Genomic DNA, 21,812 nt, shown 5'->3' with positions numbered 1-21,812 from the left:
CTAGGCGCCGGAAATGCGGTGATTAAGTCGGTGGATCCAGGTTTCTGCTGGCAAGACACCGGTTCGCCCTCGTACTGGGTCGTACTTGGGCGAACCGGCAACGCCGCCAGCAGGAAGCTGGGCCGCCGAATTAGTTGCCTGATCTCCGGCGCGGGACACTAGTTGTCGGTCAGTCCCGGCACAACCCGGTGCCGGGACGACCTCACGAAGTCGGGTCAGCTGTCCCGCGGGTCCTCGCGCGGCGCCTGATGAAGGTGACCCCGACGAACAGGGACCCGAGCGCGAACAGCACCAGCGCCAGACCGACCAGTTGCGCCACCGGCGTGTTGAGCCCGGTGCTGGCAATGGTGCGCGGCGGAGCGGGTGGCGGCACGATGCCGGCGGGCGTGACGACGCGGAAACGCACCTCGGTCTGGGCGGTGTCGTCCGGCGGGGCCGGCGGGGGCTGCGCGACGACACCACGAACAGCCGGCGCCGGACGACCCACCTGGGCGTTCGCCTGCGACGACAGCGGCAGTAGACAGGTCATCGACACGAGGCTGATCGCGATGCCGATCGCGATCCGCCGCCAGCCGGTGATCTGGTGAACCGCCCTGTTCGAAAGGGGCGCCTTGCGCCTCATGTTGTACCTGCTTTCTCTCGAATCAACACTGATGTGATCAACTTTTCTCGACTGGCCGGCCACCTGAACCAGCCCTCGCACCGATGAGCGACCGTTTCTTGCGGTTGGGACCGGACCTGCGCGAGCGGTGACGGATCAGGAAGGCCAGACCGGCGATGGCCGGCACCGCGACACCCGCCACGAGCCACGGGCTCGTCAGGAGGCTGCCGGGTTCACCGGCCATTCCGGGATCCGGGAAGGTGATGTGTTCGGTCACGTCGGCCGTGGTCCTGCCGCTTCTGAGCTCGACCCGGATCGTCCATGGACCGTTCGGCAGCTCTCGGGGGAACCTCGCGATGACGGTGCCGGACTGTCCCGGGCCCAGGGTGGTGCCCTTGACCACCTCGAACGGTCCGGCCGCCATTCCGGCGGGACCGTCGGAAAGGGTGGTCGAACCTGTCAGGTCCACCGCCCGCCCCCCGGTGTTGTCGACGTGGATGGCCACCGACGGGTGGCCCTGTTCGTCACGGGCGGGCATCAGCTCGCCGATGGCGAACGAGGACGCGGGCTCTCCCCCGGGACCGACGTCGAGGTAGATACGGACGCCGACCCGCTGGATCTGTGTCACGTTGGCGGACGCCTGACCGGCCGGGTCGGGCTGGGTCGACGCCCAGAGCACCGCATACCGTTCGCCGGACGACGCCTTCGGGTCAACCCGGATCGTCAGGCCCAGCTTCGCCGCCTCCCCGGCGTTGAGTTCCAGTCGCTGGCGGTCGATGCGGACCCAGGAGGTCAGCTCGTTCGCGGCCCGCCCCGCTCCGAAGCGGAACCGCTCCCCCTCGACGGCCGCCGCGGCGGGGTACACGTCGATGACCTGACGTTCGCTGGACCTGTTCATCACCAGGACGTGGCGCTCGATGACGGCGCCCGGCGCCACATGGTCGACGATGTAGCGCAGTGCGCGTGGATCGTCGCGACGGCTCACCGGCGCGTCCAAAAGCTGGATCCCGACACCACGTGTGCCGGGATCCGACAGTGCCGTGCCGGTGTGCGCGGTCAGGGCGATGGCCGCGTAGGACAGCGCGGCAACCGCCAGACCGACCGACCGGTGACGCGACTCAGGCAACGGAGTGGGTCACAGTGCCGGTGTAGGTGCCGGCCTGGCTGTCCAGTGGAAGGTTGACGATGAGTGTCGGCGCCCAGGTCGCCGTGTCGTTGCCCGTGCCTCCGGTGTGGGTGAACGCGGTGATGGGCACCGTGACGCTGAGCGGTACCGCGGCCCCGGCGGTGGCCTGTGCCGGGGTGAACGTCCCGGTGCCGGTGGTGGCCGTCGCGGCACCGGACCAGTAGTCGACCTCGCTCGCCAGCACCGTCTCGGGGGCGGTGGCACCGCCGGTCGTGAAGTCCGTGGAGGCCACGCTCGTCTCCCACGAGGCGTCGGCGGCCGCGCGGGTGTCGGAGACCGTGACGGCACCGAGCGAGCCGGTGATGTCCGCGCCAGGAGCACCGGTACCGAGGTCGGCCGTGGCGGCGGCATCGATGTCGAGAGTGCCGGCCAAAACCGCGAAGGTCGTTGCCGTGTCGTCCGTGGGAGCGGCGGAGGCCGGGATGGCCGCCCCGGCGGCGAACAGGGCGACTGAACTTCCCACGACGAGGAATCTGACAATACGCATGGAACTTGCCTCTGTTTTCGTAGGTAGCGCCGAAACACGGATTGTGAGGTCTCGGAACCACTGGTCAGTGTATGACACCGATCCGTGATGCGAGACCTGAGATATTGCGTCTTCCGTCATCTCAGCTAACCGAGTGAATATGCCGGGAAAAGTGTTGCACCGAGTAATCTCGACACTCGAATGAACCCAATCGCTCAGGCAAGATGGACTCATTGATGCGACACGGGTGACGATTTGTGTCGACGCGACCGGGCGCGGGGTTGCGGAGGACATGACGCGGAGCGGACCACGACCGCGACCTCCCACGGCAGGGCCCCGCCCTGTTGGGGCTTGCCGAGGAGATACCCAGGCCATCGACTCCGCGGGCCTGCGGACGAGCACGGAACACGCGAGACCTTTCCTACTCAACGCGGTCACCCGACTGAACCTTGTCGTTGACCGATCGCAGCGGGGCACACACTTTCGAGTGAATATCGAGGACGCGGCCGGGCAAGCAGAACCTGGCCGCCAGAGCGGGCTGTCATGCCGGGCGTCCACCCCGGGCGGCGACACGTTCCCATGTTTTCCCGGCGTTGTTGAAGGAGTGCGGTTTCGAACGCTGGCTTCGATCCGTCCGGCAGGCAGCCGCATCAGGGTCATACCGGCGGAATCCAAAGAAATGGACGGCTACGAGGTGCCGCTAGGCCACGGAATGCGTCACGGTGGCGGTGTACACGTCTGCCACGGCGGACATGGGCACCGCGACGAGGAGCGTCGGAGTCCAGGTCACGGCGTTGACGTCGGAGCCGTCAGCCATGGTGAACACGGTGCGCGAACTGTCCAGGATCACCGCCTCCGACGACGTGGGCTGTCCTGAGGTGGCTGTACCAGTGCCTTCCTGCGCGGTCACCGGTCCCGCCCAGTAGCTGACCGCCGTGTTCGGGATGGTCACCACCGGGGCGCCGGCCGAGGTGAAGCTCGTCGAGGAGACGGATGCCGTCCAGGAGGGGTACCCGTCGGCATCGACCCTCACCGGGCCGAGTTGGCCGGTGATCGTGTCGCCGGGAGCGACGGCGCCGAGGTCTGCCGTCTCCGCTGCCGTGATCGACAGCACGGGAGCGCGGGAGATGATGTTCGTATCCAGCGTGACGGCGCCGTTCCTGGCGAGCGCCCGGCCGGTCACGTTCGCCCCGGTGGTGACGGTGATCGACGTCAGGGCCAGGATGGTTCCCTCGAGGGTGGAGCCCGTGCCGAGCGTCGCGGAACTGCCGACCTGCCAGAAGACGTTGGCCGCGGTCGCACCGTTGATGAGGTTCACCGAACTGCCGGACGCGGTGACGAGGGTGGAGGCGGTCTGGAAGATGAACACCGCGTTGGGGTCACCCTGTCCGTCGAGGGTCAGGATTCCGGTGATCGAGAAGCTGCCGGTGACCGAGTCATACACGCCGGGAGTCACGGTGGTGCCGCCCAGTTCGGCCGGCAACGTGGCCGACGGGGTGCGGCCGGCAGCGTCGTTGTACGCCGTGGTCAGGTCGACCTGGGCCGCCGCGGCGGCCGTGTCGGCGGCGTGGATCGTGCCGACGACCGTACCGGGCGGGAAACCGGTGACCGCGGATCCCGGGCTCACCCCGACGTCGGCCGCGACGACGGTCGGACCAGTGTTGGTGACCGTCGTACCGGCCAGCACCCCGAAGTTGCCCGCGGTGCCGAGCGGGACCGGCGCGGTGGCCGCGCTGGCCGGCTGCGGCGACATCCCGACAGCGAGAAACAACGTCGTCAGAAGAACGGTCAACACGGCGGGCAGACCGGATCGGGCCGCCGACATACGGCGGATACCCGCGACACTCATTCTGTTTCCCTTCGTCAAAGCCTGGGTCACGGCCGAGAGACATCGCACGACCAACAGCGCGGGAGACTACTCCATTCGGCCTAGTCCGCATTTCGCGGGGGTGGGCGCCTCGCCGCGGGCCACGCCGGCCGACTGCCGAAGGCAGCCACGCGCCGGCCGGGCAGGAGAACACCGTCGGATGAATGGCCTTATACCTGGCGGCGTATTCGTGGTGAAACCGCCCCGGCGAGATCCGAACCCGCAACCGCGAGTGGCAGGGAAAGCGAAATGACGACCGGGCACCGAGGAGATATTTCCGCGGCGGCCAGAAGACGGCACGTGTAAACAGCGCCACAGAGAAATGCCTTCGTGGACAGAGCAGAACCCGGCCCAGACCCCGCATTACATGAACCACCACACTGCCGAGAAACAGTTGCGGTGGTGGATGACGGCCGACCGTCGTAGAGCAAGGACTGGGCTCCGCTGGCACAGACTGTACCCCCGTCGCCGGCATTTGCCTACTACGGAACCGCCTGTGCCCCCGAGGGTCTGACGCCGTCGCCGCGCCGGCCGCCATGGGGCGCGACGAGAATTCAAGGCCGCCCGCACCACCCTCACCAATATGGTCGAAACAAACCCACCATTCGCCCCTACACAAGCCCCGGCACACCCACTTCGACGATCTCGAAAACCTAATTCGACTCAATTGTCCACACGGGACGACGTGTCCGGCAGAACGGGAGATTTCCAGGGTCTGACGCCTCAGTCCCTTTTGGATTGGCGGCTGGAGAGCCTGTGGGTCAGTCGACGAGTGCCTGGTAGACCAGCTGACGCAGCTGCTGGCGGATCGGGTGGGTGCTCGACGGCAACAGCTGGGTGTAGAACGCCACCGTCAGGTCCTCGTCGGGGTCCACCCAGAACGCGGTGGACGCCGCCCCGCCCCACGCGTACTCGCCGGGGGTGGCGAGCGTCTTGGCCTTCACCGGGTCCTCCAGGACGGAGAAGCCCAGGCCGAACCCGTAACCGTCGAGCGGCATCTCGGCGAACAGTGGCCTGCCGTAGGCCTCCAGGTCGACGTGGCCGGGCAGGTGGTTGCTCGTCATCAGCTCCACGGTGCGTGGGCCGAGGACCCGCACGCCGTCGAGCTCGCCGCCGCGCAGCAGCATCTGCGTGAAGCGGTGGTAGTCGGCCGCGGTGGAGACCAGGCCGCCGCCGCCCGAGAGACAGTCCGGGCGCGCGGTGCCCACCGCGCCGAACGCGTCGTTGCGCACCACCTGTCTCGTGCCCGGCGCCGGCAGGTACAGCGCGGCGAGCCGTTCCGTGTCGGTGGTCCAGAAACCGGTGTCGACCATGCCCAGCGGGCCGAGGATCCGCTCCGCGAACACCTCGTCCAGCGGCTTGCCCGCGAGCACCTCCACGAGCCGGCCGAGCACGTCGGTGGCCACCGAGTAGTTCCATTCGCTGCCGGGCTGGAACACCAGCGGCAGCTCCGCCCACGCGCGGGTGCACGCGGCGAGGTCCAGCCCCTTCGGGGTGCCCCACTCGTACCCCGCCGCGCGGTAGGCCGCGTCGACCGGGTGCGTGTGGTGGAAGCCGTAGGTGAGCCCCGAGGTGTGCGACATCAGGTGCCACAGCCGGATCGGCTCGGTCGCGGGCTCGGTGACCGGCGCCAGGGCGGAGCCCTTGGTGTAGACGCGCGGCGCCGCGAACTCCGGCAGCCACCGCGAGATCGGATCGGTGAGGTCGATCAGGCCTTCCTCGACGAACGTCATCGCCACGACCGACGTGATCGGTTTCGTCATCGAGAAGACGCGCCAGATCGTGTCGGGCTCCACCGGCGCGCCCGCCTCGACGTCACGGTCGCCGTGCGAGGCGACATGCGCGATCCGGCCATGCCTGCTCACCACCGCGAGGTAGCCGGGCAGCAGCCCCTCGTCGACGTACCGGGCGAAACGGCGATCGATGCGGGCCAGTCGTTCCGCGTCGAACCCGACCTTGGCCGGGTCGACGTCCACCTTCACCTCGGTCGCCATGCCCCGAGGTTACGTCATCCGGCGCGCCCGCCCGGCGGACGAATTCGAAGAGGACGGTGTGTTGATCGACGGCGTAACATCCCGCCGGTTCTCCCCCGAGAACGTCGGCGTAGCCGGCGAACGAGTGATGGTGCGAGTGGATGCAGAGGGAGACGATGAGGGAGACGACCGGCCGGGCACCGGCACGGTCGCGATCGGACCTGTCGGGGCGGCACCGGTCGACGGCGCGGGAGGCGGGACCGAGTCGTTGCTCGCGCGGGGCGCCGAGGCCCTGTTCGGCGACGGCGACCTCAGCAGCAGCCGCGCGTTGTTCGAGGCCGCGTACGCCGAGGCCGAGCGGACGGGCGACATCAACGGGATCGCCGTCGCCACGCTGGGGCTGGGCGGGTCGTGCTGGCCGAGCGGGACAACCTCGCGGTCGCCTTCGTGGTCAGCGCGATCGAGGTGATGCTCGCGATCCGCGCGGGCCACTTCGCCGAGGCCGAGGAGATGGCGGGCCGGTGCGCCGAGCGCGGCGCCGCGGCCGGCGACGTCGAATGGACCGGCTGGTACGGCGGGCAGCTGTTCGCGATCCGCTGGTGCCAGGGCCGGCTCGGCGAGCTCGTGCCAATGCTGTCGGAGCGAGGAGGCCGCCGAGCGGTGCCGCGTGGAACGGGACCGGGTGCTGACGGAGCTGACCGGGGCCACCGGGCTCGCCGGCCGCACCCGACGCTTCCCCGACGAGGCGGAACGCGCGCGGATCTCGGTGGGCAAGGCGATCCGCCGGGTGCTGGTCAAGGTGGCACAGGCCGACCCGGCACTCGGCGAGCACCTGCGGGACACCGTGCGTACCGGCATGTTCTGCGTCTACCGGCCCCGAGGGAACGGCCCGTTCCGTCCGGTGGAACGGTACGGAACGCCTACTGGGGTGACGCGGGGGTACGCCGCGCTGTGATCATCGGACAGGGGTAGACCAGCAATGAGCCACAGGAAGACCATCATCGCCGCGTGTGCGGCAGTGCTCGCCCTCGCCGGGTGCGGGAGCGAGACGGCGGGCGCGGCGGCGCCGGGCACGTCGGTGCCGAAGTCGCCGGGCACGACGAGCAGCGCCACGACGAGCAGCGCCACGCCGGCGCAGGCCACACCCGCGAGCGACGGCGGCCTCACGCCCACCGGGACGAAGCTCGCGGTGGGACAGACCGCGACGGTGATGTACGAGACGAAGAGCCTCAGCAAGGAGGGCACGAAGCTCGCCGTGACGGCGGTGTCGGTGAAGGCCGGCTCGATCGGCGACCTCGCGGACTTCAACCTGGACGCCCAGTCCAAGGTGAGCGACCCGTTCTACGTGACGGTGAGGTTCGAGAACGTCGGTCCGCTGCCGATGGAGCCCGGCGGGATCTTCGGCGTCATCACCGCGCACAACACCTCGGGCGACGAGCTGAACCGCCTGAGCCTGATCGGCGACTTCGCGCCGTGCCAGGGTGACGTGCCGGACAACCTCGCCGTCGGCGAGTCCTACACCGACTGCGAGGTGTACCTCGCGCCTGCCGGCCAGGACATAAGCGATGTGGTGCTCGGCTTCTACTTCGGCGACGCGGACCGGACCGAGATCACCTGGACCGCCGGCTGACGCCGTGACCGTCGGGGGTCTTCGGCGGCTCGGCAATGGACAGTGCCGAGCGGACGGTGTCGGCCACGTTCGCGTCGTCCCGTGCCGAGACCTCGACGGTGCGGCCCGCCGAGTCGCGGATCTCGATGGTCACGTGGGTGTGCCGGCGTAGCCAGGTGGGCAGGGACCGGATGAGTGCGGTGACCACGCCGCCGGCGCCGAGGGTGACCACGAGGACGCTGGCGGCCGCACCCGTCCGGGCGTCGGGTGACCGGCCGCGTTCGACGAACACGTTGCCGCGCAACTCGTCCTCGCCCGTGAGCCATTCCCGCAGGGACACGAGATCATCGGGGTCGCCGGTGATCAGGCGGACGACGGTCGGCGTCATGGCTGGTCCTTTCGGGTCGCGCGGGTGATGCCCGCGCGGCAGGGGCCGACCGTGGTGACCGTCATGCGGTCGGTCACCACGGTGGTGGACGGGCGGGCGCGGCCGGCCCAGGCCGCGTGGTTGTCCCGGGCGCGGGTCGTCTCCGGGTGGTCCTGGCCGCGTATCCGGGCGGCGTCCGCGGCCAGTGCCGCGTACAGGCGTGCGGCCTCGGCGGGTGCGCCGGACTCGCCGACGGCGTGTGCGTGTTCGTCGCGCAGGGCGAGCACCTCCGGGTGGTCCGGTCCGTGTGTCCTGGTCCAGGCACGCACATGTGCCGCGTACCGGGCGATCACGTCCTCGGGCATCAGCCGGTGCGCGTGGTTGACCGTCAACGCCAGTGTGTCGGCGCCGCGGGTGCCGGACCGGTCCGGGGCCGGCAGGCCGCGGCGGTGGAACACCCGGCGCAGGCACTGATGGACGTGTCCGAGCGTGAGCAGCTCCGCGCCCTCCGGGTCGCCTTCGGTCAGCAGCGTGAGGAGGTCGCCGGTGAACGCGGTGTGGCCCGGCGGGTGCTCGTCGCGTGCCGTGGCGGTCAGGGTGTACGTGCCGGCCACGTCGAGCTGCCCGGCCGGACAGCGGCAGTCGACGATGACGACCCGCGTGCGTGCCCTGGCCGCGGCGAACGCCTCGCGGATCATGGCGAACGGGAGCCCGGTACACGGCGGCCGGTCCGGGTCCGTCGACGGCAGCGCGAGATGGAGCTCGCCGTGGTCGTCCAGCTGGCCGTGGCCGGCGTAGTAGAGCAGCAGCAGGTCCTCGGCCTCCGCCGCCGCGGTCACGACGTGCTCACCGAGCCGGCTGAGCTCGGCGTCGCCGGTGACCACGACGCAGTGCTCGGCGGGCAGGCCGGTGCCGGCCGGTGAGGTCAGGATCCTGGCGAGGCCGGTGACGTGGTCGCGTACGGCCGGCAGATCCGGCAGCGCGTCGTCGTGGAACGCGGCCACGCCGGCGACCACCGCGCGCGAGCCCGTCGGGTCGGGAAGCCGCACGGTCAGTCCCGCGCCGGTCGGCTCGACCACGAGAACCCGCCCGGCGGCGGGACTGTCGGACTCGTCAACGGAAACCTCCCCAGATGTCCGCCCACTGTGGCCGTACACCCGCCTCGCGCGCCTCCTGGGAAACCACGAGATTTCGCCCGCGACGATCTCCCGGACCCGTTCAGGCCGCAGGATGGGCCGGTGCACGCGGGCATCCTCCTCGTCGACGACCACGCCGGTTTCCGGCGCGTGGCGCGCCGGCTGCTGGAGACCGGCGGCCTGCGCGTCGTCGGCGAGGCGGCGAGCGGCCGCGAGGCACTTGCGCTGGTGGCGGAGCTGCGACCCGAGGTGGTGATCCTCGACGTCCTGCTACCTGATATGGATGGGTTCGTGGTCGCCACAGAACTCGCCGCGTTGCCGGCGCCGCCGACGGTCGTGCTGATCTCCAGCCGTACCCGCACCGAGCTGGGCGCGCGGCTCGACACGGCCCCGGTCGCGGGGTTCCTCGCCAAGGAGGAGCTCGACGGCAGGCGCCTCGCCGAGCTGGCCGGCCTGTCACCGTGCTGAGACCGGCCGGCGCGGTTCCCGCGGCCGGACTGGTGCTCGTCGCGTTCGACGCGTGGCTCGCCGCCCGCTGCGGCACCTACGGTTTCCTGTTCGACCTCAAGGAGATCTGCCAGATCCTGACCTGGATCGGCGCCGGGCTCCTCGCCACGCGGCTCGGCTCGCCCATGGGTGTGCTGATGACGACGCTCGGCCTGCTGCTCGCGTGCACCGCTCCCGCGGCGTTCGCGCTGGACACGGACGCGTATCCGGTGCGGTTGCTGGTGGCCGCCGCCTTCGCGCTCACCGCGTTCCAGCTTCCCCTTGGCGCGCATGTGTTCCTGGCCTACCCGTCGGGCCGGGTGACCGACCGGCCCGGCCGCGCGATGATGGCGGGCGGCTACGTGTTCGGCGCGGTGACGTTCCTGCTGCAGGCGGTCTTCGGGCCGGTGCGGCAGCCGGACCGGTGTCGCGACGTGTGCGCGCCGATGCCGCTGTTCGACGTCCCGGACCTCGCCGAGGCGACCGCGCGGGTGGCCGGGTTCGGCTCGGTCGTGCTGACGCTCGTCGGCATTCTGGTGCTCGTGCGCAGAACGGTCGCGATGACCAGGCGGCAACGCCGGGTCCTCGCGTTCCCCGCGGTCGCCATGGCGACGACCGCGGTGCTGTTCGCCGCGGTCGGCCTGCTGTCGGTCACCGTGCCGGACGAGGTCAACCAGACCCTGGTCCTGGCCCAGTTCGCGGCGGTGGTCGCGGTTCCGTTCGCGTTCTTCGTGGGGCTGGTGCGGGCCCGCCTCGACGAGGCACGGGCGTCCGACCTGGTCCGGCGGATCCAGTACCTGCCGGCCGACGAGCTGCGGGACGCGGTCGCCACCGCGCTCGACGACCCGGGCCTGCGCATCGTCGTACCGTCGCCCGGCGAGCCGCCGCCGGGTGAGCCGGCGGGCCGTACGGTGGTCGGCGACCCGGACACGCCGCTCGCGGTGATCGTGCACGACCCCGCCCTGTCCCAGGAGCCCGCCCTGCTGACCGCGGTGAGCGCGGCCGTCGGCCTCGCGCTGGAGAACGCCCGGCTGCAGGAGGCGGTGCGCCAGCAGTTGGCGCAGGTGCGCGCCTCCCGGGCGCGGCTGGTCACCGCCGGGGACGACGCGCGACGCAGGCTCGAACGCGACCTGCACGACGGCGCCCAGCAGCGGCTGCTGTCGGTCGGCCTGATCCTGAGCATGCTGCGCCGGTCCCTGACCGACGCCGGCCAGGAGACGGTCGCACTGGTCGACGAGATGCAGACCGAGCTGCGCGCCGCGACGCAGGAGCTGCGTGAGCTCGCACGCGGCATCCACCCAGCGGTACTGACGATGCAGGGCGTGCGTGCGGCGGTCGAGCAGTTGCTGGTCCGCGTCCCGCTGCGGGTGCACGCCCACATCGGCGACCTGCCCGACCTGCCACGGGCCGTCGAGGCCACCGTCTACTTCGTCGTCAGCGAGGCCGTCACGAACACGATGCGCCACGCCGAGGCCCACGAGCTGCGCGTCGACCTCGACGTCACCGGAGGCCGCCTGGTCGTGCGGGTCACCGATGACGGGATCGGCGGCGCGACACCGGGTTCCGGCCTCTCCGGTCTCGCCGACCGCGTCGCCGCCGTGGACGGCAGGCTCACCCTGGACAGCCCGGCGGGTGCGGGCACGACACTCACCGTGGAGCTGCCATGCGCGTGATCATCGCCGAGGACTCCCTGCTCGCGCGGGAAGGCCTGATCCGGGTGCTGACGCGGCTCGGGCACGAGGTGCTCGCCGCGGCCGTGCGGGCCGAGCAGGTGCTCGCGCTGGTCGCCAGGCACAACCCCGACGTGGCCGTCCTGGACATCCGGCTGCCGCCGACCTTCAACGACGAGGGCCTGCGCCTCGGCGCCGTCATCCGCGCCCGGCACCCACGCGTCGCGGTCCTCGTGCTGTCGCACTACATCGACCACACCTACGCCACGGCGTTGTTGGACACGAGCGAGATCGGCGTCGGCTACCTGCTCAAGGACAACCTGGCCAACGACACGATGCTGGACGACGTGCTCCACCGCATCGCCGGCGGCGGCACCGCCGTGGACCCCGAGGTCGTCTCCGCGCTCCTGCCCGCCGCGGCGGACGAACCCCTGGCCCACCTCACGCAACGGGAACGCGAGGTACTCACGCTGATGGCGGAGGGCCTGTCCGACCAGGGAATCGCCGACCGCCTCCAGGTGGCCCTCACCACCGTCGGCACCCACACGGGCAACGTCTTCCGCAAGCTGGGCATCGTCGAGAAGGCGTCGAGCAACCGCCGGGTGAGCGCCGTCCTCACCTACCTGGCGAGCCGGAACCAGCTCTCGAGCTAGTGTCCCGCGCCGGAAATCAGGCAACCAATTCGGCGGCCCAGCTTCCTGCTGGCGGCGTTGCCGGTTCGCCCAAGTACGACCCAGTACGAGGGCGAACCGGCGCCTTGCCAGCAGAAACCCGGATCCACCGACTTAATCACCGCATTCCCGGCGCGGGACACTAGTGTCCCCGCACGCCTCGCTGCTCGGTACCTACGGCACCAGGACGATCTTGCCCTGGGTGTGTCCCTCCTCGACGAGCGCGAGGGCCGCGCCGGCCTCGCTCAGCGGCCGGACCTGGCTGACGTAGGGGTCCAGCTCCCCCGCGGCCACCAGCCGGGCCAGCTCGGCCAGCACGCGGGTGCTGCGGTCCCGCACCACGTCCCGCCCACCGAGCGTGCGGACGAGTGCCTTGTCCGCGACGGAGAACAGCCGGTCGGGCGGGGCCAGTGGCGCGACCGCGCGCAGGGCGTCCCCGCCGACGAGGTCGAACACGCCGTCGACGCCCTGCGGCGAGGCGGCCAGGATCCGGTCCACGACCCCGTCCCCGTAGGAAACGGGAACCGCGCCGAGCGCGGCGACGAGGTCGTGCTTGGCCGGGCTCGCGGTACCGACGACCCGGATCCCGCGCGTCCGGGCGAGCTGCAGCAGCGGCACGCCGACGCCACCGCCCGCCCCGTTGACCAGCAGGGTGGCGCCCGCCGGCAGGGCGAGCTGGGCCAGTGCGTCATAGGCCGTGCCGGCCGCGACCGGCAACACGGCGGCGGCCTCCGGCGACACCCCGTCCGGCCGGCGCGCGGCGAACCCGGCGGTGACCAGGGCCTGCTCGGCCCAGCCGCCGACCATGCCGGGACAACCGCCGAACACCTCGTCCCCCGGGGCGAACCCGGTCACGCCGGCGCCGAGCCGCAGGACGGTGCCGGCGACCTCACGACCGAACACGGCGGAACGCACCTCGCCGTACGAGCCCTGCCGCAGCCGCCAGTCCCCCGGGTTCACCCCGGCCGCCCGCACGCGCACGAGCAGCTCCCCCTGCCCCGGCTCCGGCACCGGCACGTCCAGAAAGGACTCCTGCTCGGGGCCACCCACCCGCACGAACCCGTACGCTCGCACACCCACCTCCACTGCCGACTCACCCACAACCTATGCCCGGCGCGGGCCACGGGCGGTGCCGGCCCCCGGCATCAGGCCTGTTCCGTGACGGTTCGGTGCTCGGCCGACCAGAACACGATCTTTCGGTTGCACAGCACGACGATCGCGTGCAGTGCGAGGCCGATGGCGGACAGGATCACGAGGACGGCGAAGGTTCGCGACACGTCGAGGGTGAAGTTCGTCGCCTGGATGACGTAGCCGAGGCCGGCGGTCGCGCCGACGAACTCGGCGACGATGGCGCCGGTGACCGACAGGACGACGGCGACGTCGAGCCCGGCGAAGATGTGGGGCAGCGCCGACGGGATCTGCAGGCGGCGCAACACGTCCAGCCGGCTCGCGCCGAACGAGCGGAGCATGTCGACCTGGTCGGGGTCGGCCGAGCGCAGCCCGAGGATGGCGTTGATCAACAGCGGGAAGAACGCGATGAGCGCGGTCGTCAGCACCTTCGACGTCATCTCGGTGCCGAACCAGATGACCAGCAGCGGCGCCATCGCCACCTTCGGGATCGTCTGGGTCATCACGATCAGGGGGAACAGCGCCTTGTCGAGCACGCGTGACTGGGTGACGAGGAACGCGCACAGCAGCGCCGCGACGACGGCGAGGCCGAAACCGAGCAGGATCTCCTGCAACGTCACCCACGCGTGCTCGATCAGGGTGCCGTCGCCCAGACCGGCGACCAGCGACGTCACGACGTCGGTCGGCGCGGGGACGAGGACGATGGGCACGTCGAGGACGCGCACGAGGACCTGCCAGGCGACGAGCACGACCACCAGCACGGCGCCACTCAGCACCACGCCTGGCACCTGCCGGCGGCCGGGCTCGGGCGGCGGTTCCGCCGCCCCGGGATCCACCGTGTCCAGATCGGAAGGTCCTGTCCGGTCCCGCACCTGGGGCAGGCCCGCGTCACGTTCCGGTAGCCCGCGGCCGGGTGTCGGTCCTGTTGTCATGGGTCCTCCCGCCTAGTGGGCGCTGTTCTCGGAGTTGAGCAGCACCCGGATGCGGCGGACGATCGCGCCGAACTCGGGTGTGTTGATGTTCTCCAGCCTGCGTGGGCGCGGCAGGTCGACGTCGATGATGTCGGCGATCCGCCCGGGCCGCGGTGTCATCACGACGACGCGGTCGGACAGCAGCACCGACTCCGGAATGCTGTGGGTGACGAACAGCACGGTCTTGCGGTCCCGCTCCCAGATGTCCAGCAGGTCCATGCCCATCTGGTCGCGGGTCATGGCGTCCAGCGCGCCGAACGGCTCGTCCATGAGCAGGATCTCCGGGTCGTGCATGAGCGCGCGCCCGATGCCGACCCGCTGCTGCATCCCGCCGGACAGCTCGCCCGGGTAGCGGTCGGCGAACTCCGCCAGCCCGAGCATCGTCAGCATCGCCGCGGCCCGGTCCCGCGCCTCGTTCGGGGCAAGCCGGTGGTTGATGTCCTGTGATATCAACAGGTTCTTCGTGACCGTGCGCCACGGCAGCAGGAGCGGCTGCTGGAACACCATGCCCAGCCGGCTCGTGCCGCCGAAGTCGACCTCCCCCGCCGTGCGCCTGGTGAGTCCGAGCAGGACCTTCAGCAGCGTGCTCTTGCCGCACCCGCTCGGTCCGACGATCGAGACGAACTCGCCCCGCGCGACCGAGAGGCTGACGTCGTGCAGGGCGTCGACCACCCGCACCGCGCCCCGCCGCGACCGGCGCGTCGTGTATCGCTTGTGGACGTGCCGCAGCTCGACGGCGTGGTCGACGGTCGTGCCAACGACGTCAGTCATGTTGTCCCTCCGATGCGGTGGTCGCACCGCCCATCTCCGCGGTGACGCGTGCCGCCGCCTCGGCGAGCAGTGCCGACTCCCGGGCACTGCCGTCGACCGGCAGCAGGTGGGCGGTGCCGACGAACGCGAGCGTGGCGCAGATCGCCGTCTTGCCGAAGACCGGCGCGGCGATCACGCTGATCCCCCGCGCGTTGAGGACGGGTTCGGTCATGCCGCGCTCGCGGATGCCGGCTATCCGTTCCCGTACGTGCATGCGCTGGTCGGCCGGGAGCGTCCCCAGCAGCCGGTCGGCCGTGAGCTGGTCGGGCAGGAACGCCAGGAAGACCAGCGCCTGCGCGGCGTTCAGCGACAGCTGCGAGCCGACGCGCACCGTGACGATGGTGCCGTGCGACTCGTCGTCCTCCACATGGGACACCACCGGTCCCGACGGGCCCCACAGGCTGAGCACCACCGTGAGTCCGGTCGCCCGGGTGAGGTCACGCATGTGCGGCAGGGCCAGCCTGATGACCTTCCTGCGGCCGATCGCGAACGCGCCCAGCTGCAGCAGCACCTGGCCCGGCGTGAACACCGAGTTGCGTTCCTCGGTGCGCTCCAGCAGCCCGGCCGCCTCCAGCGAGACGAAGTACCGGTGCAGCGTGGTGCGGTTGAGGCCGAGCCGCTCCGCCGCCTCGGCAACGGTGATCTCCGGCGTGTCCGGGCCGAACAGCGTCAGGATCTGCGCCGTACGGGAGACCGCCTGGATGTCGCCGTTCGACGCGGTACCCGCGTCGGGCACTCCTGACGTCATCGTCGTCCTCGCCTTCACGCACCTCATGTTCAGTTTATGAACACGATGTGCGGAAACATAGAACATCATCCCTGAATCGGCAACGTCGATCGCGGAAACTCGCTCTTGACATCTCTCATAGTGAACATGGAGTGTGCATCGTGAACACGACGAAAGGGGTTCACCCGCATGGCTCCGCCCGACGCCCTGGTCCGCGTGCTCCATGGCTCCGTCGACCTGCACTGCCACTCCGGCCCCAGCCCGTTTCCGCGCGAGCTCGACCACGCGGAGGCGGCGGCGGACGGGGACCGGATCCGGATGCGGGCGATCCTGGTCAAGTCGCACCACCACAGCACGGTCATGGACCTGCTCGCGATGAGCGACCGGCTCGCGAAGGCCGACACCGAGGCCTACGGCGGGATCGCGCTCAACAGCCAGGTCGGCGGCATCAACCCGTACGCGGTGGCGATGGCGTTGCGGATGGGCGGACGCGCGGTCTGGTTCCCGACCTTCTCCTCGGGCCGGCACATCGCGTGTCATCCCGAGGGCGACGGCTTCCCCACCACGTCGGTGCCCGTGCCGTCGGCGCGGGTGGACTTCACCGACGACGCGGGTGAGCTGATTCCCGAGGTGTACGAGGTGCTCGACCACGTGGTCGAGGCGGGCGCGCTGCTGTCCGGCGGGCACAACACCCCGGAGCTGATCACCCAGCTGTTCACCGCCGCCAAGGAACACGGCGTGCGCCGCATGGTGGTCAACCATCCCGACTTCGTCATCGGCGCCGAGCCCGAGCAGTGCCTCGAACTGGTGAGCCTCGGCGCCTACGTCGAGCACGAGTGGGGCATGTACGACCCCGAGGGGTACCGCAAGTGGGACCCGAAGAAGCTCCTGACGTGGATCGAGCGGATCGGTCCCGAGCACACCGTGCTCGCCTCCGACCTCGGCCAGGTGGGCAGGCCCCGGCCCGTCGACGCACTGCTGCGGGTCGCCGCCGCCCTGCTCGACCTGGGCCTGCCCGAACGTGACCTGCAGCGGATGACCCGCGACAACCCCGCGTTCCTCCTGGGCCTCGACGACCGGCCGACCCACCGACGGCAAGACCGACACCAGGCTCGACCACTGGCACCCTGATCTGCCAGGTGTTCAAGGAGGAACACATGCCCAAACCCAGAGTCCTCATCGGACTGCTCGCCACGTTGCTGGTCACCACGCTCACCGCCTGCGGCGGGACCGCGAGCGGCGGCGGCTCGTCGACACTGAAGGTCGCCGTCACCACCCCAACCTGGAACGCCGGCTTCGCCACGTTCCTGCTCGCGCAGTCGCAGGGCTACTTCGCCGACGAGGGCCTCGACGTCCAGTTCTCCCTCCCGCCCTCGGGCACCCAGGCGGCCCAGCAGGTGATCGCGGGCGGTGCCGACATCGCGCTCGTCACCCCGGAGCCGGTGATCATCGGCGCGAGCAAGGGCACCGACCTCGCCTACTTCGCCTCCTACTACGGCGACTGGATCTACAGCCTCGCGACGCTCGACGGCTCGCACATCTCGAAGGTGGCCGACCTCAAGGGCAAGCGCATCGGCGTCACCAACGTGAGCAGCTCCGGCGCGACCTTCGCCCGGGTCGCACTGCAGATGGCCGGCCTGCGCGAGGACGACGCGACGCTCGTGCCGATCGGGGTCGGCGCGCAGCAGGTCAGCGCCATCAAGGACGGTCAGGTCGACGCGCTCGCGCTGTGGGACACGCAGTACCAGATCGTGAAGAACGCCGGCATCCATCTCACCGACCTGCCCGTCCAGGAGATGGCAGGGGTGTTCGGCGGCGGTTTCGCCGCCCGCAAGAGCCGGCTCGACGCCGACTCCGACGCGTTCGTCAAGTTCGGCCGCGCGTTCGCCAAGGGTGTCGTGTACACCCAGGCCAACCCCGAGGCCGCCATCAGGGCGATGTGGAAGGTCGAGCCCGACACGCGGCCGGCCGCGGGGATCCCGGAGGCCGACGCGCTGGCCCAGCAGGTGAAGGTGCTGCAGGTCCGGCTCAAGGGCCTGGGCGTCCCGGCCGGCAAGAAGGACTGGGGCACCATCGATCCCGGCGGGGTGCGGCGCGCCGTCGACTTCGCCAGGAAGGCCGGCCTCATCGACAAGCCGGTGGACGTCGACAAGATCGTCGACACGAGCCTGCTCAAGGACATCAACGACTTCTCGCGGGACGAGGTCCTGAAACAGGCCTCCGCGCGGAAGTGAGGGTGGGCACCGGCACTCGGTGTGGACACCATCCGGGCCGGCGGCGGGGTCACCGGCACGCCGGCGAGCGGTACCGCACGATGGCGGCCACCTGCGGGGTGTGGCCGCCATCGGCGTCCGTGTCGGTCAGGGCCTCCCCGGGAGCACGGGCCGACCCGTCAGCGCGTGAAGTAGAAGTCCCGTGCCGCGGCGGACATCCGCCCGCGCACCGCGGCGTCCGGCACGGCTCTGGACAGCACCGCCAGCTCCTCCGCATAGCCGGTCGGGCGCCGGGCACCGACGAACGGCGCGTCACTGCCCCAGAACACCCGCTCCGGGCCCGCGTGGGCGAGCAGCGTCGCCGCGAACCCGGCCAGCACCTCCTCGGCGACCCCGAAGCGGTAGCCCGCCGAGAGCTTGACCCGTGCCCGGCCGGTGTCGAGCGCGCGGAGGAGGGACTGGCCGCCCGGGTTGGCATACCCGTTGTCCCTACCGGGATCGCCGTAGTGGTCGACCACGATGTCCACACCGGACCGCACGAGCTGGTCGAGCACCGGTGGCATGCGGTCGCGTTCGACGTTCAGCTCCACGTGCCAGCCCAGGTCGGCCACGCGGTAGAGCAGGCGGCGGTACTCCGGGTCGGTCAGGTCGGGCAGGTCCGCGCGCCGGCGCCACTGGAAGCGGACGCCCACCACGCCGTCGTCACGCATCCGCTCCAGCACGTACCGGTCGGCGGCCGGGGTGACGGTGACGGTGCCGCGCAGCCGGGGGTTCCGGCGCAGCGCGCCGATCGTGTAGTCGTTCAGGTCGCCGAGCAGGCTCATCGCCGAGACGACCCCGTGGGTCACGCCGTGCCGGGTCATCAGGTCCTCGAACGCCGCCACGGGCAGCTCGACCTCCGGCACCGTCCACGCGGTCGACGCCAGTGGCAGGTCGGCGGTGAACAGGTGCACGTGGGTGTCCACCACGGGCTCGGTCATCCGGCCGGCGCCAGGTGGTAGAGCCGCGCCGCGGTGCCGCCGAGCACCGCCGCGGCGGACGCCTCGGGCAGGCAGGCGACGGCGCGGCGGGCGATCGCGACCATCTCGTCGTAGGTGCCCCGGGTCTGCGTCACGTCGGAGCCCCACAGGACCCGGCCCGCGCCGAAGTGTTCGGCGAGCCAGCCGACGAGTACCTCCGGGTCGCGCCCGGCCCTGCGGAGCTGCGCGAAGTTCAGGGTGGTCACCTTGACGTACACCGACGGCACGCCGGTCAACGCCAGCAGCAGGTCGCCGTCCGGGTACGGGGTCGGCCCGGCCACGTCCAGGGCGGCCACGTGGTCGAGCACCACCGGCACGTCCGGGAACGCACGGACGACGGCCGGGAGCGCACGCAGCACGTCGCCGCGGTTCCAGCGGTAGACGTGCAGGCACATCGACAGCCCGGTGTCGGCGGCGGCCGCCCACACCCGCCGGGCCGCCGCACCGGCGAACCAGTCGGCGCCGCCCGGCCCCGCGAGGTGGTTCCCGCCCGGTGCGGTCAGCCGGATCGCGGACGCACCTCGCCCGGCCAGGTCGCGGACGGTCCGCTCGGCGTCCTCGGCCTGCCCGTCGATGACGCACATCGCCCGCAGCCGGTCGGGATGGCTCCGGGCGCAGTCCAGGACATAGCTGTTGTCGTAGCCGTACACGTGTGCCCGCTGCACCGCGACCGCGGCGGCGAAACCGTTGCCGCGCAACGAGTCCAGCAGGCGTTCGGCCGGCATCAGCGTGGCGTCGCCGACCGGTGGGTAGGCGGGGTCGTCGGTGACCAGGTGGGCGTGTGCGTCGATCAGCACGGGTTCTCGCCTTCAGCCGCGGCGGCGCCACCGCAGCACCGGGGTCGGCGGCTCGCCGGGGTCGCCGGACCCCACGTGCAGCACGATGTCCGCGCCGTCGAGGTCGACGAGCCGGGTGAGGGTCGTGCCGATCCAGCTGGGGTTGATGCTGGCGTCGACGTGGTGCTCGACCCGGTCGCCCAGCCAGGTGTACCGGCCGGAGTAGCCGCCGTAGGTACGCACCGCGGCGAGCCGCTCGGTGTCGGTGGCGTAGCGCCAGTTCTCCGACTCCAGCGGGGGCCGGTCCCCCGCCATGTAGTGCACGGCCATGTAGCCGTCCGCCGTGTAGATCAGCTGCCCGAGGGGTCGGGGGCCGAGCGGGTTGCGGTGTGCCGGGTCCGCCCTCGGTACCTCGTGGGCGACCAGTTCCCAGGTGCCGACCAGCGGGTTGTCGTTCATGCGTGGCTCCTCAGCCCGTCGCGGACCGAGCCGACGAGCGCGTGGGCGGATCTGGCGAGCATGGTCGCGTCGTTGCCGACGATGAGGAACCCGTGGCCGAGCCCGGCGGCACGCACCGCGGCCTCGGCCCCGGCGGCCGCCGCGCCACAGGGTTTACCCGCCGCCGCGGCCGCCGCGCGGCCCGCGGCGAGCAGTTCCAGCACCCGCTCGTCGCCGGGGCTGAGGCCCAGTGACAGGGACAGGTCACCGGCGCCGAGGAAGACGGCGTCGATCCCTGCCACGGCCAGGATCTCCGGTGCCGCCTCGATCGCGGCGACGCTCTCCAGCTGCGCGACGCACAGGACATCCTCGTTGCCGACCCGGACGTACTCCGCGCGGGGCAGCAGTCCCCAGCGGCCGGCCCTGCTGGTCCCGCCCGCGCCGCGCTCGCCGAGCGGCGGGAAGCGTGTCGCGGCCACCACCTGGCGAGCCTCCGCCGGACTGTCCACATGGGGCGCCAGGATCCCGCCCGCGCCGGCGTCGAGGATCCGGCCGATCCGCGCCGCGTCGTGGCCGGGCACCCGGACCAGCGGGAGCATCCGCGCGGCACGGGCCAGCGAGATCATCCGCGCCGCCGTGTCGAGGCCGAGCGGCGAGTGTTCGAGGTCGATGACGACGAAGTCGAACCCGGCGTCGGCCATGATCTCGACGCTCTCGGTGGTGTCGAGCTTGATCCACGTGCCGAGCGCTCCCCCGGTCAGCGGCCCGTCAGACACCGGCCGTCACCGTCTCGGGTGCCGGGTACTCGTCGGCGTTGAGCACCCAGCCGGGCTTGGCCGAGAAGTCCCATCGCGGCGGGCTGAAGATGTCGATCAGCAGGTGCTCGCCCTCGCCCATGGCCTGGCTGGTGTGGACGGTCGGCGGTGGGATGATCGCGACGGCCGGGCTGGCGACCTCGGCGTGCTCGTCGTCCCGCCACTGGGAGAGCTTCGCGGTCCACGGTGTGCGCACGTGGTGAACGTAGTCCCCCGCGACCGTGAGCGAGCACTGCTCGAAGTCGTCGTGGTGGTGCGGGGACATCCGGTTCGGGTTGCGTGGACCGGGCCGGGCGTCGCCGAAGTTGACCATGAACGCGCTGGACCGGAAGATGCGGCCGAACCGGCCTTCTTCGACGGGGTGGTCGGCGTTGCGGTAGGTCCGGATGCGTGGTCCGTCGACGGGGTCCGGCCACGGTTCGAGCAACGCGACCCTCGGGTGCGGCTTCTGGTAGCTGTCCGCGTTGTGGCACATCGGGAGCAGGTCGGTGGTGCGCACGTCGAACAGGCGCACCACGTCCGCGTCGGTGTCGAGGGTGACGGTGCTGTCGCCGCCGGGGACGATCGCGACGCCCTTGTCCCGCAACGAGTCGGTGGCCGTGCCGTGTTCGATCGCCACGGTCTGGCCGTCCTGGGGCGACACGATCACGTACTCGTGCGGTTGTCCCGCGCGGCGCAGTGGGTCGCCGGCCACCGCGCGGGTGAAGGCCAGGACGAAGTTCTGGCCGCGGACGTACCACGTGCGGCTGCCCCGCGCCGACACCTCGGCCGGGGGCAGGGTGAGCAGTTCGAAGGTGGCGAGCGCCGCGACCGGCTCGTCGGAGCGGGCGGCGGTGCTGGTGGGCAGGCTCGCCCGGGGGTCGGTGGAGCTGTACACGATCGT

Annotated in this window: 24 protein-coding genes; 8 read left to right on the top strand and 16 right to left on the bottom strand. The window is 71.2% G+C overall.

Translation table 11 applies throughout. The annotated features are described in order from the left end of the window. Positions 1 to 202: 202 nt before the first annotated feature. From VET29_RS04485 to VET29_RS04465, 5 genes are all read right to left on the bottom strand, one after another. Positions 203 to 685, bottom strand: a complete 483-nt coding sequence (locus VET29_RS04485) for a hypothetical protein (protein WP_324914987.1) — start codon at positions 683 to 685, stop codon at positions 203 to 205. After that, positions 660 to 1,727 carry a hypothetical protein gene (locus VET29_RS04480; RefSeq protein ID WP_324914985.1) on the bottom strand — a complete coding sequence of 356 codons (1,068 nt, stop codon included), beginning with the start codon at positions 1,725 to 1,727 and terminating at the stop codon, positions 660 to 662. Before VET29_RS04480 ends, VET29_RS04485 begins: the two co-directional genes overlap by 26 nt. Continuing rightward, positions 1,720 to 2,250 (bottom strand): hypothetical protein, encoded by a 531-nt coding sequence (locus VET29_RS04475; protein ID WP_324914982.1) that lies wholly within the window; start codon positions 2,248 to 2,250, stop codon positions 1,720 to 1,722. The genes VET29_RS04480 and VET29_RS04475 overlap by 8 nt, the downstream gene beginning before the upstream one ends. Before the next feature lie 703 nt (positions 2,251 to 2,953). Continuing rightward, positions 2,954 to 4,102, bottom strand: coding sequence for an ice-binding family protein (locus VET29_RS04470; protein WP_324914980.1), 1,149 nt, complete (start codon positions 4,100 to 4,102; stop codon positions 2,954 to 2,956). Positions 4,103 to 4,881: 779 nt separating this feature from the next. Beyond that, positions 4,882 to 6,114, bottom strand: coding sequence for a serine hydrolase domain-containing protein (locus tag VET29_RS04465; protein WP_324914978.1), 1,233 nt, complete (start codon positions 6,112 to 6,114; stop codon positions 4,882 to 4,884). Between the two features lie 136 nt (positions 6,115 to 6,250). Between VET29_RS04465 and VET29_RS04460 the strand changes: the two genes are divergently transcribed. From VET29_RS04460 to VET29_RS04450, 3 genes are all read left to right on the top strand, one after another. After that, a complete protein-coding gene (locus tag VET29_RS04460; protein WP_324914976.1) occupies positions 6,251 to 6,562 on the top strand; it encodes a hypothetical protein in 312 nt (103 codons plus the stop codon). A 198-nt stretch (positions 6,563 to 6,760) separates the two neighbouring features. After that, complete coding sequence (locus tag VET29_RS04455) at positions 6,761 to 7,048, top strand: hypothetical protein (RefSeq protein ID WP_324914974.1); 288 nt, start codon at positions 6,761 to 6,763, stop codon at positions 7,046 to 7,048. Between the two features lie 24 nt (positions 7,049 to 7,072). Then, positions 7,073 to 7,723 (top strand): hypothetical protein, encoded by a 651-nt coding sequence (locus VET29_RS04450; protein ID WP_324914972.1) that lies wholly within the window; start codon positions 7,073 to 7,075, stop codon positions 7,721 to 7,723. On the opposite strand, the gene VET29_RS04445 is transcribed toward VET29_RS04450, so the two are convergent. Further along, complete coding sequence (locus VET29_RS04445; protein WP_324914970.1) at positions 7,704 to 8,090, bottom strand: effector-associated constant component EACC1; 387 nt, start codon at positions 8,088 to 8,090, stop codon at positions 7,704 to 7,706. The two genes, VET29_RS04450 and VET29_RS04445, sit on opposite strands and share 20 nt — an antisense overlap. Beyond that, the gene (locus VET29_RS04440) at positions 8,087 to 9,148 is read right to left on the bottom strand and encodes a caspase, EACC1-associated type (protein ID WP_324914968.1); all 1,062 of its coding nucleotides are present in this window, start codon (positions 9,146 to 9,148) and stop codon (positions 8,087 to 8,089) included. The genes VET29_RS04445 and VET29_RS04440 overlap by 4 nt, the downstream gene beginning before the upstream one ends. Positions 9,149 to 9,307: 159 nt before the next feature. On the opposite strand from VET29_RS04440, the gene VET29_RS04435 reads away from it, so the two are divergent. Genes VET29_RS04435 through VET29_RS04425 form a run of 3 tightly spaced genes read left to right on the top strand, consistent with a single transcriptional unit; the run spans position 9,308 to position 12,014 of the window. Then, positions 9,308 to 9,673 carry a response regulator transcription factor gene (locus VET29_RS04435; protein ID WP_324914966.1) on the top strand — a complete coding sequence of 122 codons (366 nt, stop codon included), beginning with the start codon at positions 9,308 to 9,310 and terminating at the stop codon, positions 9,671 to 9,673. Then, positions 9,667 to 11,364 (top strand): sensor histidine kinase, encoded by a 1,698-nt coding sequence (locus tag VET29_RS04430; protein WP_324914964.1) that lies wholly within the window; start codon positions 9,667 to 9,669, stop codon positions 11,362 to 11,364. Before VET29_RS04435 ends, VET29_RS04430 begins: the two co-directional genes overlap by 7 nt. Next, positions 11,355 to 12,014 carry a response regulator transcription factor gene (locus VET29_RS04425; protein WP_324914963.1) on the top strand — a complete coding sequence of 220 codons (660 nt, stop codon included), beginning with the start codon at positions 11,355 to 11,357 and terminating at the stop codon, positions 12,012 to 12,014. Before VET29_RS04430 ends, VET29_RS04425 begins: the two co-directional genes overlap by 10 nt. Positions 12,015 to 12,206: 192 nt before the next feature. On the opposite strand, the gene VET29_RS04420 is transcribed toward VET29_RS04425, so the two are convergent. The 4 genes from VET29_RS04420 to VET29_RS04405 form a co-directional block, all read right to left on the bottom strand. Continuing rightward, entirely contained in the window at positions 12,207 to 13,106 is a 900-nt protein-coding gene (locus tag VET29_RS04420; protein WP_324914961.1) for an NADP-dependent oxidoreductase, read from the bottom strand. Positions 13,107 to 13,177: 71 nt separating this feature from the next. Further along, positions 13,178 to 14,092 carry an ABC transporter permease gene (locus VET29_RS04415; protein ID WP_324914959.1) on the bottom strand — a complete coding sequence of 305 codons (915 nt, stop codon included), beginning with the start codon at positions 14,090 to 14,092 and terminating at the stop codon, positions 13,178 to 13,180. Positions 14,093 to 14,104: 12 nt separating this feature from the next. Then, positions 14,105 to 14,902: an ABC transporter ATP-binding protein gene (locus tag VET29_RS04410; RefSeq protein WP_324914957.1), complete on the bottom strand. Its 798-nt coding sequence runs from the start codon at positions 14,900 to 14,902 to the stop codon at positions 14,105 to 14,107. Next, the gene (locus tag VET29_RS04405; RefSeq protein WP_324914955.1) at positions 14,895 to 15,689 is read right to left on the bottom strand and encodes an IclR family transcriptional regulator; all 795 of its coding nucleotides are present in this window, start codon (positions 15,687 to 15,689) and stop codon (positions 14,895 to 14,897) included. The genes VET29_RS04410 and VET29_RS04405 overlap by 8 nt, the downstream gene beginning before the upstream one ends. Before the next feature lie 168 nt (positions 15,690 to 15,857). Here VET29_RS04405 and VET29_RS04400 point away from each other — a divergent pair, with 168 nt between their 5' ends. Together VET29_RS04400 and VET29_RS04395 are read left to right on the top strand one after the other, a co-directional pair. After that, on the top strand, positions 15,858 to 16,799 hold the full coding sequence (locus VET29_RS04400; RefSeq protein ID WP_324914953.1) for a DUF6282 family protein: 942 nt from the start codon (positions 15,858 to 15,860) through the stop codon (positions 16,797 to 16,799). Positions 16,800 to 16,825: 26 nt separating this feature from the next. Next, positions 16,826 to 17,902: an ABC transporter substrate-binding protein gene (locus VET29_RS04395; protein ID WP_324914951.1), complete on the top strand. Its 1,077-nt coding sequence runs from the start codon at positions 16,826 to 16,828 to the stop codon at positions 17,900 to 17,902. Positions 17,903 to 18,060: 158 nt separating this feature from the next. Here the strand turns inward: VET29_RS04395 and VET29_RS04390 are convergent, their stop codons facing one another. From VET29_RS04390 to VET29_RS04370, 5 genes are read right to left on the bottom strand one after another with little or no spacing between them, the layout of a single operon-like run. After that, positions 18,061 to 18,861 (bottom strand): amidohydrolase family protein, encoded by an 801-nt coding sequence (locus VET29_RS04390; RefSeq protein ID WP_324914949.1) that lies wholly within the window; start codon positions 18,859 to 18,861, stop codon positions 18,061 to 18,063. Then, on the bottom strand, positions 18,858 to 19,697 hold the full coding sequence (locus VET29_RS04385; RefSeq protein WP_324914947.1) for an amidohydrolase family protein: 840 nt from the start codon (positions 19,695 to 19,697) through the stop codon (positions 18,858 to 18,860). The genes VET29_RS04390 and VET29_RS04385 overlap by 4 nt, the downstream gene beginning before the upstream one ends. A 12-nt stretch (positions 19,698 to 19,709) precedes the next feature. Then, positions 19,710 to 20,135, bottom strand: a complete 426-nt coding sequence (locus VET29_RS04380; protein ID WP_324914945.1) for a lipocalin-like domain-containing protein — start codon at positions 20,133 to 20,135, stop codon at positions 19,710 to 19,712. Further along, positions 20,132 to 20,890 carry an HpcH/HpaI aldolase family protein gene (locus VET29_RS04375; RefSeq protein WP_324914943.1) on the bottom strand — a complete coding sequence of 253 codons (759 nt, stop codon included), beginning with the start codon at positions 20,888 to 20,890 and terminating at the stop codon, positions 20,132 to 20,134. The genes VET29_RS04380 and VET29_RS04375 overlap by 4 nt, the downstream gene beginning before the upstream one ends. Beyond that, on the bottom strand, positions 20,883 to 21,806 hold the full coding sequence (locus tag VET29_RS04370; RefSeq protein ID WP_324914941.1) for a hypothetical protein: 924 nt from the start codon (positions 21,804 to 21,806) through the stop codon (positions 20,883 to 20,885). The genes VET29_RS04375 and VET29_RS04370 overlap by 8 nt, the downstream gene beginning before the upstream one ends. Positions 21,807 to 21,812 lie beyond the last annotated feature (6 nt).

This window comes from Actinophytocola sp. (genome assembly GCF_035634895.1).
Classification (GTDB): domain Bacteria; phylum Actinomycetota; class Actinomycetes; order Mycobacteriales; family Pseudonocardiaceae; genus Actinophytocola.
The sequence above is the reverse complement of the archived record's forward strand: the minus strand, read 5'-3'. Positions and strand labels throughout refer to the sequence as shown.

What these genes read in the sequence shown, in the direction of transcription:
- VET29_RS04415 (WP_324914959.1), bottom strand. Translation starts at nt 14,092, where the DNA reads ATGACAACAGGACCGACACCCGGCCGCGGGCTACCGGAACGTGACGCG.
- VET29_RS04470 (WP_324914980.1), bottom strand. Translation starts at nt 4,102, where the DNA reads ATGAGTGTCGCGGGTATCCGCCGTATGTCGGCGGCCCGATCCGGTCTG.
- VET29_RS04380 (WP_324914945.1), bottom strand. Translation starts at nt 20,135, where the DNA reads ATGAACGACAACCCGCTGGTCGGCACCTGGGAACTGGTCGCCCACGAG.
- VET29_RS04425 (WP_324914963.1), top strand. Translation starts at nt 11,355, where the DNA reads ATGCGCGTGATCATCGCCGAGGACTCCCTGCTCGCGCGGGAAGGCCTG.
- VET29_RS04445 (WP_324914970.1), bottom strand. Translation starts at nt 8,090, where the DNA reads ATGACGCCGACCGTCGTCCGCCTGATCACCGGCGACCCCGATGATCTC.
- VET29_RS04410 (WP_324914957.1), bottom strand. Translation starts at nt 14,902, where the DNA reads ATGACTGACGTCGTTGGCACGACCGTCGACCACGCCGTCGAGCTGCGG.
- VET29_RS04390 (WP_324914949.1), bottom strand. Translation starts at nt 18,861, where the DNA reads ATGACCGAGCCCGTGGTGGACACCCACGTGCACCTGTTCACCGCCGAC.
- VET29_RS04465 (WP_324914978.1), bottom strand. Translation starts at nt 6,114, where the DNA reads ATGGCGACCGAGGTGAAGGTGGACGTCGACCCGGCCAAGGTCGGGTTC.
- VET29_RS04400 (WP_324914953.1), top strand. Translation starts at nt 15,858, where the DNA reads ATGGCTCCGCCCGACGCCCTGGTCCGCGTGCTCCATGGCTCCGTCGAC.
- VET29_RS04395 (WP_324914951.1), top strand. Translation starts at nt 16,826, where the DNA reads ATGCCCAAACCCAGAGTCCTCATCGGACTGCTCGCCACGTTGCTGGTC.
- VET29_RS04405 (WP_324914955.1), bottom strand. Translation starts at nt 15,689, where the DNA reads ATGACGTCAGGAGTGCCCGACGCGGGTACCGCGTCGAACGGCGACATC.
- VET29_RS04450 (WP_324914972.1), top strand. Translation starts at nt 7,073, where the DNA reads ATGAGCCACAGGAAGACCATCATCGCCGCGTGTGCGGCAGTGCTCGCC.